The organism is Arsenicicoccus cauae (genome assembly GCF_009707125.1).
GTDB lineage: Bacteria > Actinomycetota > Actinomycetes > Actinomycetales > Dermatophilaceae > Arsenicicoccus > Arsenicicoccus cauae.
In genome coordinates this window covers 130116-143113 of the sequence record NZ_WLVL01000028.1, presented here as the reverse complement: position 1 = coordinate 143113, position 12998 = coordinate 130116, and the positions used below count along the sequence as shown (strand labels likewise).

10 protein-coding genes are annotated in these 12998 nt (G+C 72.9%); 9 read left to right on the top strand and 1 reads right to left on the bottom strand.

Annotation, left to right across the window (positions count from 1 at the left end; translation table 11 throughout):
- Positions 1-256: 256 nt before the first annotated feature.
- The 7 genes from GGG17_RS16425 (at position 257) to GGG17_RS08180 (ending at position 8475) form a co-directional block, all read left to right on the top strand.
- The gene (locus tag GGG17_RS16425; protein WP_230082813.1) at positions 257-1339 is read left to right on the top strand and encodes a MerR family transcriptional regulator; all 1083 of its coding nucleotides are present in this window, start codon (positions 257-259) and stop codon (positions 1337-1339) included.
- A gap of 212 nt (positions 1340-1551) precedes the next feature.
- The gene (locus GGG17_RS08205) at positions 1552-2151 is read left to right on the top strand and encodes a response regulator transcription factor (RefSeq protein WP_154593242.1); all 600 of its coding nucleotides are present in this window, start codon (positions 1552-1554) and stop codon (positions 2149-2151) included.
- 256 nt (positions 2152-2407) lie between these two features.
- A complete protein-coding gene (shbA, locus tag GGG17_RS08200; protein ID WP_154593241.1) occupies positions 2408-2995 on the top strand; it encodes an RNA polymerase sigma factor ShbA in 588 nt (195 codons plus the stop codon).
- On the top strand, positions 2992-4158 hold the full coding sequence (locus GGG17_RS15990; RefSeq protein WP_195849171.1) for a hypothetical protein: 1167 nt from the start codon (positions 2992-2994) through the stop codon (positions 4156-4158). Before shbA ends, GGG17_RS15990 begins: the two co-directional genes overlap by 4 nt.
- A 70-nt stretch (positions 4159-4228) precedes the next feature.
- Positions 4229-5749, top strand: coding sequence for an IMP dehydrogenase (gene guaB / locus GGG17_RS08190; protein WP_154593240.1), 1521 nt, complete (start codon positions 4229-4231; stop codon positions 5747-5749).
- A 44-nt stretch (positions 5750-5793) separates the two neighbouring features.
- Entirely contained in the window at positions 5794-6915 is a 1122-nt protein-coding gene (locus GGG17_RS08185; protein WP_288799191.1) for a GuaB3 family IMP dehydrogenase-related protein, read from the top strand.
- Between the two features lie 270 nt (positions 6916-7185).
- Positions 7186-8475 carry an aspartate aminotransferase type Ic gene (locus GGG17_RS08180; protein ID WP_311966527.1) on the top strand — a complete coding sequence of 430 codons (1290 nt, stop codon included), beginning with the start codon at positions 7186-7188 and terminating at the stop codon, positions 8473-8475.
- On the opposite strand, the gene GGG17_RS08175 is transcribed toward GGG17_RS08180, so the two are convergent.
- Positions 8417-9898, bottom strand: a complete 1482-nt coding sequence (locus GGG17_RS08175; protein WP_154593239.1) for a glycosyltransferase family 87 protein — start codon at positions 9896-9898, stop codon at positions 8417-8419. The two genes, GGG17_RS08180 and GGG17_RS08175, sit on opposite strands and share 59 nt — an antisense overlap.
- A 95-nt stretch (positions 9899-9993) precedes the next feature.
- Between GGG17_RS08175 and GGG17_RS08170 the strand changes: the two genes are divergently transcribed.
- Together GGG17_RS08170 and GGG17_RS17155 are read left to right on the top strand one after the other, a co-directional pair.
- Positions 9994-11616: a succinic semialdehyde dehydrogenase gene (locus tag GGG17_RS08170; RefSeq protein ID WP_154593238.1), complete on the top strand. Its 1623-nt coding sequence runs from the start codon at positions 9994-9996 to the stop codon at positions 11614-11616.
- Positions 11617-11724: 108 nt separating this feature from the next.
- A complete protein-coding gene (locus GGG17_RS17155; RefSeq protein WP_154593237.1) occupies positions 11725-12978 on the top strand; it encodes a YncE family protein in 1254 nt (417 codons plus the stop codon).
- Positions 12979-12998 lie beyond the last annotated feature (20 nt).

Below are 12998 nucleotides of genomic sequence, written 5' to 3'. Positions count from 1 at the left end.
GGGTAATCCGGGTCGCCTTCTCGCTCCGTGGGCGACGGTGAAGCCCGACGCAAAAGACTCGACACACGATGTGCAAACCTGGCAACTCTGTGTCAATTTCGCGCCGGTCGGGTGGACTCGGGGTGACCGGCGGGTGGACGCGGGCTGACGGGGTGACCCTGGGGATCGTTGCACCTGGTTGACAGGTCGACGGGGGTCGGCGAGCGTGACGGCGGATCGGACGGCCCCGTGGCTGCGACGAGGATGGATATTGAACATGGCTGCTAGCACCGGCGCCTCGCGGCGTCCCAGCGGGTTCGAGAGCCTGACGGTGGCCGTGGTGGCCGAGATGGTGGGAGTCGCCCCGTCCACCCTGCGCACGTGGGCGCGACGCTACGGCCTCGAGCCGTCGGGCCACCGGTCCGGTCTGCACCGCCGCTACTCCGAGACCGACGTCGCGCGGTTGCGCTTCATGAGGACCCTCACCCAGTCCGGTCTCACGTCGCGGGACGCCGCGAGACGTGCCCTGGACGCGACCACCGAGGAGCTCGCCTCCACCGCCTCGCGCGTCCACCCGCCGGAGGGGGAGCCGGCCCTCGTCCCGGGACAGGCGGAGTCGTCCGCACTGCGGGGCGGCTACCTCGGCCGGGGGGCCCAGGGCAGCGAGGTGGCGGCGCCGGTCATGACCCTCCTTGGCACGTTGGGCAACGGCGACGCGCAGGGCAGCACGGCGCTGCTGCGCCTCGCCCAGCGGGACCTCGGGGCCGCCCGCACCTGGGACGAGCGGGTGCTGCCCGCCCGCAACGCCGCGTGGATGCTGGCCCCCGCCGCCCAGGGACGCGCCGACGCGATGCTCGCGTCCGCCACCGCCGGCGCGGTCGGCGACGTCCGGCTGCGCCGCAGCCCTCGCAACCTGCGGCCGGTGCATGTGGTGTCGCTGCCCGGGTTCGACGACCCCGCCGCCCGCCTCCTGCTGCGCGCCGCCCTGGCCGAGCGCTCCATCGCGGTCAGCGACCTCCCGCCGGACGGCTCGACGGCGTCCCCGGCCTCGTCGGCGTCCTCACCCCCGTCAGCGTCCTCACCCCCGTCGGCTCAGTCGGCTCGTGCCCTGGGGGAGGGTCCCCTGGGCGGTGGCAGTGCCGGTGGCGTCGCGGGTGCGGGGGCGGTGGAGGGGGTTCTCGTCGTCTACGTCGGGGAGGGTGCGGTCGCTGCCCAGCTCGCCGGACGACTGCGCCAGTCCGGGCGCGCGGGTGAGCAGGTCTACTGGGGGGAGGGCTGGCTGCACTGGCCGGGCCAGGAGGCCACCATGGCCGACGTCGTGCGAGCCGTGGAGGGCAGGTGCTGCGCCCCGACGGGGTGACCTTGCTGAGGGTGATGACCGGTGCGCGCACGGCCAACGGCCGGGAGCATGCAGGGGATCAGGCGCCCCGTCGGCGGACCGGGTCCGCCCGGTCTCGGTAGGGTCTGTCCTCTTGGGGAGATTGCGACGGGTTCGATGATTTCCCTGCACCTGGATGCTTTGGTGAGCCAAGATAACTCTTGGTAGTTGAATTGACCCGACCGGAGGCCCGCATGACGACCGTGATGGTGTGCGACGACGCGCCACTCACCCGCGAGGTGATGATGCGCCGCATCGGCTCGCTGCCCGGCGTGACCCGGGTCTGCGGCGCGGCCTCCGGCGAGGAGCTCCTTGCGAAGTACGCCACCGAGCAGCCTGCGCTGACGCTCACGGACCTGCGGATGCCCGGCATGGGGGGTCTGGACGCCGTCAAGCGACTGCTGGCGCTGCGCCCTAACGCCCAGATCATGATGATGACGCTGGCCGAGGACATCGACGGCGTGGCTCGCGCCCTGGCCTACGGCGCCAAGGGATACGTCATGAAGGACTCCACGCGCGAGGAGCTGGCCGTGGCCCTGGCGCCGTTCATCGGCGAGGCGATGCCGCGCTCAGGTGGTGCCGGACGTCCCGGCGTGGCGGCGACGCTCACCGCGCGCGAGCTCGAGGTCCTGCGGGGGATGAGCCAGGGGCACAGCAATGCCGAGATCGGCGCCGAGCTGTACCTCACGGAGGACACCATCAAGACCCATGCCCGACGGCTCTTTCGCAAGCTCGACGCCTCGGACCGTGCTCACGCCGTCGCCATCGCTTATCGCACCGGGCTGATCAGCTGACCTGACGCGCTTGGTGGCTCCGGCCGGGCCGGGCGGTTACTCTGGGGGAAGGTACGCCCGCGAGGCGGCCTTCGCCGTGTCCGCGACCCGCCCGACGAGGGGTTGGTCCCTCGCTCCCGAGGAGGTGTCGATGAGCGTCCCCGACCCCCGTGACCATCGGCGCCTACACGTCTACGCGGGGGGTCCCGCCGCCCTCGGCCGTGGCGCCGGTGCGCACGCGGCCACGCAAGAGGTAACGTCCGGGGATCCGGGGCCGATGTCACCCACGGGGCCCGCAACGCGCTCGGCCGACGTCGTGTCGGCCGCAGCGCAGGGTGAGCCCGCCGCCCTGCAGGCGCTGCTCACCGACGTCCGACGCATCGCCTTCCGCTACTGCCGCGCCCGCCTCGGGGCCCTTCCCGCCGGTGTGCAGGCAGCCGATGATGCAGCTCAGGAGGTGTGTGTCGCCGTGCTCCAGTCGTTGCCCCGCTACGAGGACCGTGGCGCCCCCTTCGAGGCCTTCGTCTACGGCATCGCCTCCAACAAGGTCGCCGACGCGATGCGGTCCAGCCTGCGCGCCCCCGAGCCGACCGACGAGCTGCCCGACGAGGTCGACCTCGACGCCGGCCCGCTCGACACGGTGCTCGTCGCTGAGCGCTCGGCCGACACCTGGGCCCTGCTCGACCGTCTGGGCGAGACCCAGCGCGAGATCCTGACGCTGCGCATCGCGGTGGGCATGTCCGCCGAGGAGGTCGCGGCCTCCCTCGACATGACTCCCGGTGCCGTGCGGGTGGCCCAGCACCGCGCCCTGACCCGGCTGCGCTCCATCATGGGCGCCCCGGCCGAGGGGGGAGGATCGCGGTGACCCGACGACCGGACGGCACGCCCCAGCCCACCCTGCGCCTCGTCCGCGACGACGACGAGCTGGTGCAGCGGATCGCCGACCGCGACCAGCTCCCCGAGCACGACGACCCGGTGCTGGACATGCTCCAGGGCTGGGCCGCCGACATCGACGAGGACCTTCCTGCGGACCTCGTCGACGACCTGCCCCGACCTCTGCCGTCCAGGCGCACGGTCATCGTCACCCGCGCGGGGGTCGCGGCCGGCGTGGCCGCCGTCGTCCTGTCCGGCGTGACCGTGGCCGCCGCAGCGAGCGAGGGCGGACTGGCGGGCTTCGTCAGCAAGGTCGAGCGCGGCGTCGAGAAGGGCGTGGCCGCGCCTCGGCCCGCGGACGCCGCGGTGCTCGCAACGGCCGACGTGACCAGCCAGGGTCCGGACGGCAGGTCGGTGCGCACGGCCCTGGCCCTCGCGTCCCAGCGCCTCGGGGCGGGGGACCGAGACGGAGCCGCCGCCGTCCTGAGCCTCGTCGAGGACCAGCTCCGTCGTGACCCCTCGCTGCTCGACGACGCCGACCAGGCCCTGCTCGCCACGGTGCGCCAGGACCTCACGGCGACCGACTCCCGCGGCGACCACCTGGTGCTCGCCGACCCGCCGAGCCCCGCCTCCACCTCGGCAGCGCGTCCCGGCATCCGCTCACCGGGGCGCCCCGACGGTGCCCCCGCCGCGGCCGGGCCGGTCACGAGCCGTCCCTCCACGCGTCCGAGTACGTCGCCCACCGGCCCTGCGCCGAGCGGCACCCCCGCGACCGGCGCCCCGACGTCCCCCACGTCCCCGACCCAGGCACCCACGTCGCCGCGGCCCACCACCCACCCGACGCATCCGACCCGGCCGACGCCGACGCGCCCGACGTCTCCCACCACCACGCCCACCTCGCCGACGTCGCCCACCTCGATCCCGTCGACGCCGACCACGTCCCCGACGACCCCCACGGTGCGGCCGACCTCCACGCCCACGCCCTCGGCGACGGCCACCGGGACGGCGCGCGTCGGGTCGGTCCCGGCGACCTCCGTCCGTGCCCGCACCTCCGGCACCTCGCAGCGCCGCACGTCCGGGGAGCAGCGATCGCTGATCGCGACGCGGGAGTCCAGGACGAGCCGCGGGGGCGGCAGCGGCGGCGAGCAGCGCTGAGTCGGTGACGCACGCCCGGCCCCGGCTGACGACATACGAGCCACCGGGTCACCGCCGATAGACTGGCGCCATGAGCCTCGAGGAGACCCGCGCCGTGCCCGACAAGTTCGCCACCCTGGGGCTCACCTATGACGACGTCCTGCTGCTGCCCGGGGAGACCGACGTCATCCCGAGCGAGGTCGACACCACGACCCGCCTGACCCGTGAGCTCACCATCCGCATCCCGCTCGTGTCCGCCGCGATGGACACGGTCACCGAGGCGCGCATGGCCATCGCCATGGCCCGTCAGGGCGGCCTCGGCATCCTGCACCGCAACCTGTCGATCGAGGACCAGGCCTACCAGGTCGACCTGGTCAAGCGCACCCAGACGGGGCGCATCAGCAACCCCGTGACCATCGGCCCCGACGCCACGCTCGAGGAGCTCGACCAGATCTGCGGGGAGTACCGCGTCTCCGGCCTGCCCGTCGTCGCCGAGGACCTGACCCTGCTCGGCATCTGCACCAACCGTGACCTGCGCTTCACCCCCGTCGCGGAGTGGGCCACCACGCTGGTGCGCGAGGTCATGTCGCCCATGCCGCTCATCACCGCGCCGGTCGACATCTCGCGCGAGGACGCCACGGCGCTGCTGCGCCAGCACAAGCGCGAGCGGCTCCCCCTGGTCGACGGGCAGGGCCGGCTTGCCGGTCTCATCACCGTCAAGGACTTCGTCAAGTCCGAGCAGTACCCCCTGGCCAGCAACGACGCCCACGGCCGGCTCCTGGTCGGCGCCGCCGTGGGCTACTTCGGCGAGTCCTGGCAGCGCGCGACCACCCTCATCGACGCCGGTGTCGACGTGCTCGTGGTGGACACGGCGCACGGCCACGCGCGCCTGCTCATCGACATGATCAAGCGCCTCAAGGGCGACAGCGCGACCCGGCACGTCCAGATCATCGGCGGCAACGTCGCCACCCGCGCCGGCGCCGCCGCGCTCGTCGACGCCGGCGTCGACGCTGTCAAGGTCGGTGTCGGCCCGGGATCCATCTGCACGACCCGCATCGTCGCCGGCGTGGGGGTCCCGCAGATCACCGCGGTCTACGAGGCGGCGCAGGCGGCCACGGCGGCCGGCGTCCCGGTCATCGCCGACGGCGGACTGCAGTACTCCGGCGACATCGCCAAGGCGCTCGTCGCAGGTGCCAGCTCGGTGATGGTCGGCTCGCTGCTCGCCGGCTGCGAGGAGAGCCCCGGCGAGCTGATCTTCGTCAACGGCAAGCAGTTCAAGACCTATCGCGGCATGGGCTCTCTCGGTGCGATGAGCTCGCGCACCAAGAAGTCCTACTCCAAGGACCGTTACTTCCAGGCCGACGTCACCAGCGACGACCAGCTCGTGCCGGAGGGGATCGAGGGCAAGGTCGCTTACCGCGGCACCCTGCAGGCCGTGGCCCACCAGCTCGTGGGCGGGCTCCACCAGTCGATGTTCTACGTCGGGGCGCGCACCGTGCCCGAGCTTCAGGCCAAGGGGCAGTTCGTGCGCATCACGTCCGCGGGGCTCAAGGAGAGCCACCCGCACGACGTGCAGATGATTGCCGAGGCACCCAACTACAGCGGCCGCTGACCTGCCCCGCACCACCCCTTCACCTCCACAGACAGGCACCAGACGTGACCGAGATCGAGATCGGACGTGGCAAGCGCGCCCGCCAGGCCTACACCTTCGACGACATCGCGATCGTCCCCTCCCGTCGCACCCGCGACCCCGAGGAGGTGTCGGTGTCGTGGCAGATCGACGCCTACCACTTCGACCTGCCGATCATGGCGGCGCCGATGGACTCGGTCGTCTCGCCGGCCTCGGCGATCGCCATCGGTCGCCTGGGTGGGCTCGGTGTCCTCGACCTCGAGGGCCTGTGGACGCGGTATGCCGACCCTCAACCCCTCCTCGACGAGATCGCCTCGCTCGGCGGGAGCGACGTCACGCGCCGCATGCAGGAGATCTATGCCGAGCCGATCAAGCCCGAGCTGATCACCGCGCGCCTCAAGGAGATCCGGGATGCCGGCGTCACCGTGGCCGGCGCCCTCTCGCCGCAGCGCACGCAGGAGCACTGGCGGACCGTCGTGGACGCCGGCTGCGACCTGTTCGTCATCCGCGGCACCACGGTCTCGGCCGAGCACGTGTCCGGCCGGGCCGAGCCGCTCAACCTCAAGCGCTTCATCTACGAGCTGGACGTGCCGGTCATCGTCGGCGGTGCCGCGACCTACACGGCGGCCCTGCACCTCATGCGCACCGGCGCGGCCGGGGTCCTCGTGGGCTTCGGCGGGGGAGCGGCCAGCACCACCCGGCAGACCCTTGGCATCCACGCCCCGATGGCCACCGCGGTGGCGGACGTGGCGGCGGCCCGGCGCGACTACCTCGACGAGTCGGGCGGTCGCTATGTCCACGTCATCGCCGACGGCTCGGTGGGCCGGGCTGGCGACATCGTCAAGGCCGTCGCGTGCGGCGCCGACGCGGTGATGATCGGTGCGGCGTTGGCGCGCGCGACCGACGCCCCCGGCCAGGGCTACCACTGGGGGTCGGAGGCGCGCCACGAGGAGCTGCCGCGCGGCGCTCGCGTGCACGTCCGCGGCGCGGCGCCGCTGAAGGAGCTGCTCTTCGGCCCCGCGCACACGGCCGACGGCACGACCAACATGATCGGTGCGCTGCGTCGCGCCATGGCGACGACGGGCTACAGCGACCTGAAGGAGTTCCAGCGGGTGGAGGTCGTGGTCAACCCGTACACGGCTCAGTGACGACGGGCGCAGCGGAGGTTGCGCCCGACGGAGGAGGGTGCGGCCGTAGCGGAGTCCGAGGAGCTGAGCCCGTAGGTATTCAGTGACGATGGGCGCAGCGGAGGTTGCGCCCAGAGGGACGCTGTGGCGGACATAGGTGCGCTTGGAGCGCACAGATGTCACACGCGACCGCCCGCGCGGGGGGCGGCCGGGGCGTGAGCGGGGCGCGCGGCATACGGCCCAGGTCGGTAGGGTCGGGCGCGTCGACCACCTCGAGCACCGGAGGACACTGTGAACCACCCGACCGTCGACCCGCAGCTGCTCCGAGAGGCGCGCGACCGCGCCCGCCGGGAGCACGAGGAGGCCAAGGCCTCGGGGCTCAAGCTCGACATCACGCGCGGCAAGCCCTGCTCCGCGCAGCTCGACCTCAGCGAGCGGATGCTGACCGTCCTGGCCGAGGGGGAGCACACGACGCAGGCCGAGGGTGACCTGCGCAACTACGGCGCGACGCAGGGGCTCACCGAGCTGCGTGAGATCTTTGCCCCGCTGCTCGACGTCCGCCCGGACCAGCTGGTGGTGCGGGACAACTCGTCGCTGTCGCTGATGCACCAGTGCGTGTCGGCGTCGTTCTTCCACGCGCCGCCCGGGGCGCCGGAGGGCACGGGCTGGGCGGGGCAGACGGTGCGGTTCCTGGCGCCGGTGCCGGGCTACGACCGGCACTTCACCGTGTGCTCGGAGCTGGGGGTCGAGCTGGTGACCGTGCCGATGACCCCCGACGGCCCCGACATGGACCTCGTCGAGGAGCTCGTCGCCAAGGACGCCACCCTCAAGGGCATGTGGTGCGTCCCCAAGTACTCCAACCCGACGGGCGTGACCTACTCCAGCGAGACCGTGCGGCGCCTCGCGGCGATGCAGACCGCGGCGCCGGACTTCCGCGTCTACTGGGACAACGCCTACGCCATCCACCACCTGCGCAGCAGCGAGGCGCAGCTGGACCCGATCCTCGAGGCGTGCGAGGCGGCGGGCAACCCCGACCGCGCGTTCGTCTTCGGCTCGACGTCCAAGGTGACCTTCGCCGGCGGTGGCGTGTCGTTCTTCGCCTCGTCCGCGGCCAACGTCGCGTGGTTCCTCGCGCGTGACGGCTTCCGCTCGATCGGGCCGGACAAGCTCAACCAGCTGCGCCACCTGCGGTTCTTTGAGAGCACCGAGGGCGTCAAGGCGCACATGCACAAGCACCGCGAGATCCTCGAGCCCAAGTTCGACGCCGTGCTGCGTCACCTCGAGAAGGACCTCGCCGAGCTGGGGATCGCCGAGTGGACCGACCCGGACGGCGGCTACTTCATCAGCCTCGACGTCGTGCCCGGCACGGCGGGAAGGGTCGTGGAGCTCGCCAAGGAGGCCGGGGTGGCGTTGACGCCCGCCGGCGCGACCTACCCGGGCGGCGTGGACCCGGACGACCGCAACATCCGCATCGCCCCGACCATGCCGTCGACCGATGACCTGGACACGGCGCTGCGGGTGCTCACGTCGTGCGTGGTGCTGGCCGCGGCGGAGTCGCTGCTGGCGGACGACGACGCCTGATCCGGCGCACCGTGACGAGATAGATCACGAGCAGCGCCGCGGCATACGCGACGGGGGTCGCGGGGTACGCCCCGTGGCCCCCGTACGCGCAGCAGCCCGCCACGGCGAGCGCGAGCCACTCCGGCCGCCCGACCATGACGGCCAGCGCCACGAGCGGCAGGGAGTACCACGCGAGCACGGGCGTGGTCGTGAGCAGCAGCGCGCCGTAGAGGTAGAGCGCGGGCAGCGCCGGGTCGTCCTCGCGGCCGCGGCGCCCGAGGACGGCCCAGGCCGCGACGCCGAGGCAGACCACGACCGCGACGACGTTGGCGACCGGCAGCGGCAGCACGAGGGTGAGCAGCGACGCGCGGTTCTCCCCGCCCTCCTCGGCGAGGTAGCCGTCGAGCGACCCCTTGATCGCGGGGCCGACCGCGAGGTAGTGCGGCAGATAGACCAGCACCACCAGACCGATGGCGGTCAGGCCCACCACGAGAGAGCGTCGTATGCCGCCCCAGACGCCGGCCGGGGACCCGTCCCCCCGGGTGAACCGCCACGGCGTGAACGCCGGCAGCACCACGAACGGCGTGAGCTTGACCGCCGCCGCGAGGCCGACGAGCCCCCCGACCACCAGCGCTGCCCGTCGGTGCACGGCGGCCATGACGGCGAGGACGATCAGCAGGGCGACGAGCACGTCCACGTGGCCGCCGTTGCCGGCCTCCAGCACGACGGTCGGCGACCAGGCCCAGACGAGCGCCTGGAAGGGGTCCCGACCACGGGAGCGCAGGTAGCGCGCGACCAGCACCGACGTCGCCACAGCGAGCAGGGCCCCGCTCACCTGGAAGCCCTTGGACCCCCACGACCACGGCGTCACTGCCGACACCGCCGCGTAGTAGGCCTCGGCGACGGGCGGGTAGGGCGTGAGGAAGCGCGGGCGGCTGATGGGGGAGCGTGCGTCGTTGCGGGCGTACTCGAGCACCCCCTCGCGGTCCGCAGGCAGGGGCTCGGTGGTGACGCCGGAGGCCTCGTCGGGCCGCAGGCCCGGGAACAGGATCGGGTCGCGCAGGTGGGCGAGCCGGTCGTCGAACGGCACGTAGCGGTAGGGGTCGACGCCGTCCAGCTGCACCCGGCCGTCCCACACGTAACGGTTGAGGTCGGTCGAGCTGGCCGGGGGGAAGAACAGGCCGGGGAGCTGGACGACGAGCGCCAGGGAGGCGACGGCGAGCAGGGGCCGGCGCGCAGCGGGCGTGTCATCCGCGGGACCGGCGTCGTCCGCGGGACCCGGGCGGCCGACGTGGAAGAACCAGCGCGCCACGAGCCCGAAGGCGATCCACGCGGACAGGGACACGAGCAGGTAGAGCCAGCGTCGCGAGTCGGTGTTGCCCACCGACAGGACGCCGAGGTAGGTCACCGTCAGGATCGCGGTGGCCCGCGCAGCTCGTCTCACGGCCCCAGCCTGCCAAACCCGGGCCGTCAACCAGGTGAGTGACGTGCGCGACAGCGGCCCGGGGGCCTGTCATGACTGCGTAGTACGGTCGGCGCATGAGCCTGTCGACGCCCGCGAAGCCCTCCTCCCTCCGCGCCGCCACCGGCAACCCCGTCGTGGGTGGGGCGCCCCGGCATACGGTCGACCAGGCGTGGATCGACCAGGTCAGCCGGGGGGTGGTCAGCGACGGGACCGTCCCCGCGGTCGAGCTGACGACGCCGCTGACGGGGGAGGTGCTGGGCACGGTGGCCCAGTCCTCGCGGGCCGACGTCGAGGCGGCGGTCCGTGCCGGTCGTATGGCGCAGGTGCGCTGGGCGCGGACCCGTCTGGGGGACCGGTCCCGCATCCTGCTGCGCTTCCACGACCTGGTCCTGGAGCACCAGTCCGAGCTGCTCGACCTCGTCCAGCTGGAGTCGGGCAAGACGCGTTTCCACGCCTTCGAGGAGATCGCCGACACGGCCATCGTGAGCCGTCACTACGCGCGCCGCCTGCCCGGCTACCTCGCGGGCACGTCGGCGCAGGGCGGGCTGCCCTTGCTGGCCACCGCTCGGGCCGCGCGCCGCCCCAAGGGCGTGGTGGGGGTCGTCGCGCCGTGGAACTACCCGCTGTCGATGTCGATCACGGACGCCATCCCTGCGCTGCTGGCCGGCAACGCGGTCGTGCTGCGCCCGGACAACCGGTCGGCCCTCAGCTGCCTGCGCGCCGTGCAGCTGCTGGAGGAGGCCGGCCTGCCCGACGGGGTCCTGCTGGTCGTGCTCGGCGACGGCCCGAGCGCCGGGCAGGCGGTCGTGGAGCTGACCGACTACGTGTGCTTCACGGGGTCGACTGCGACGGGACGCAGGGTCGCCGCGACCTGCGCCGAGCGGCTGGTCGGCTGCTCGCTGGAGCTGGGTGGCAAGAATCCCCTCTACGTGGCCGCGGACGCCGACCTGGACCGGGCGGCCCGTGGCGCCGTCACCGCGTCCTTCGGCAGCGCTGGTCAGCTGTGCATCTCGGCGGAGCGGATCATCTGCCACGAGGCGATCGCCGACGACTTCGTCCGCCGACTCGTCGCGCTGGTGCGCCAGATGAGGCTCTCGGTCGACCTCGCCTACGGCGCCGACATGGGCTCGCTCGCCGGGCCGCAGCAGCTGGCCACCGTGACGGAGCACGTCGAGGACGCCCGCGCCAAGGGTGCGACGATCCTGACCGGCGGACGCGCCCGCCCCGACATCGGGCCCTATGTCTACGAGCCCACGGTGCTGACGGACGTGACCGAGGACATGCTCTGCGCCCGCGGCGAGACCTTCGGGCCCGTCGTCAGCGTCTACCGCGCCCGTGACGACCGCGCCGCGATCGCCATGTGCAACGACACGGACTACGGGCTCAACGCGTCGGTGTGGACCCGTGACGTGCGACGCGGCAAGGAGCTGGCGCGCCGCATCGACGCGGGCACGGTCGGGGTCAACGACGGCTACGCCGCGGCGTGGACCGCCGTCGGTGCGCCCATGGGCGGGATGAAGCAGTCGGGTCTGGGCCGCCGCCACGGCGCGGAGGGGATCCGCAAGTACACCGAGGAGCAGAACGTCGCCGTGCAGCGGCTCGTCCCCGTGCAGGGCCCGGCCGGCGTCGACCAGGCGCTGTGGACGACCATGCTGACGAGCGGCCTGCGGTCCCTGCGCCTCACCGGCTGGCGCTGACGCCCGCGGGGTTTCTGCGCGGGACCGCGGGCTGGTCCGGCTAGGTTGAGCCGGACAGGGGACACGCCCGACCTGGGACAGTCCCGACCTGGTGCTGGAGGACGCCCCGTGAAGCTCGTCGTGCGTCGCGACCCCGTCTACGTGCGCCGTCGGCGCATCGTGGGCGTGACTGCGCTGGTGCTCCTGCTGCTGCTCGTGCTCGGCGTCCTCGCCTGCCGGGCCCTCGTCGGTGGTGGGGGCGACGACCCCGCGGCCGCCGCGCTGGCCGCGCAGCGCGCTGCCTACGACGTGTCGGGGACGCAGCTGGTCAGGCGGCAGACGATCACGGGCAACATCAACCCCAAGTCGGTGGCCGCGTCCCCGGGCGGCGTCGTGATCGCGCAGAACATGATGTACCGCCACACGCTCACGGCATACGGCGCCGACGGCCAGCTCAGGGCGACCGTCCCCGACGCGGTGGACCTCGGACAGTTCGGCGTCGCGGGCGCCAAGGGCGCCGTCAAGGGCGCGCCCGTCGAGGCGGCCTGGACCAGCGACGGCGCCAAGGCCTACGTGTCCAACTACTCGATGTACGGCCCGGGGTTCACCAAGAACGGCTTCGACGACTGCACCGCGACCTCGGGCGTGGACCGGTCCTATGTCTATCGCCTCGACGCGGCCTCCCTCAAGGTCGACCAGGTCATCCAGGTCGGCGCGGTCCCCAAGGTCGTCGCGCTGAGCCCCGACCAGCGGACCCTGCTCGCCACCAACTGGTGCTCGGGCACCCTGTCGATCGTCGACGTGGCGCAGGCCAAGGAGGTCGCCACCGTCAAGATCGGCGCCCACCCGCGCGGCATCGCGATCAGCCCCGACAGCACGACCGCCTACGTCGCCGAGATGGGCGGGGAGACCGTCTACCGCGTGGACCTGGCCTCGCGGACCGCCACGCCTCTGGTCAAGCCCGGCAAGGGACCGCGGGCGCTGGTCGTGTCGGCCGACGGCAAGCACCTCTACGTCACCAACAACGATGCCAACACCCTCGTGCGCGTCGACGTCGCCGCCGGCAAGGTCGACAGGTCCGTCTCCCTCGCGAGCCAGCCGCGGTCGATGGCGATGAGCCGCGACGGACGAGCGCTGTATGTCGTGAGCTACGGGGCCGCCGCCATGACCAAGGTCCGGGCCGGCGACCTCACCGTCCAGCAGGTCGTGGCCACCGATCCCAGCCCCATCGGCGTGACCTACGAGCCGACGCGCAATGCCGTGTGGGTGTCCTGCTACAGCGGGTCGATCCTGGTCCTCGACGAGGCCAAGGGCGGCACGCCCGCCCCGTCGCCCAAGGGCGGGCAGCCGACGGCGACGCCCTCCGGGCCCGCCCACGACTGAGGACCCTCGTGCACGGGGCG

Excerpts from the sequence above, each read along its gene's own strand:
- GGG17_RS08205 (WP_154593242.1), top strand. The coding sequence starts at position 1,552 with ATGACGACCGTGATGGTGTGCGACGACGCGCCACTCACCCGCGAGGTG.
- guaB (WP_154593240.1), top strand. The coding sequence starts at position 4,229 with ATGAGCCTCGAGGAGACCCGCGCCGTGCCCGACAAGTTCGCCACCCTG.
- GGG17_RS16425 (WP_230082813.1), top strand. The coding sequence starts at position 257 with ATGGCTGCTAGCACCGGCGCCTCGCGGCGTCCCAGCGGGTTCGAGAGC.
- shbA (WP_154593241.1), top strand. The coding sequence starts at position 2,408 with ATGTCACCCACGGGGCCCGCAACGCGCTCGGCCGACGTCGTGTCGGCC.
- GGG17_RS08170 (WP_154593238.1), top strand. The coding sequence starts at position 9,994 with ATGAGCCTGTCGACGCCCGCGAAGCCCTCCTCCCTCCGCGCCGCCACC.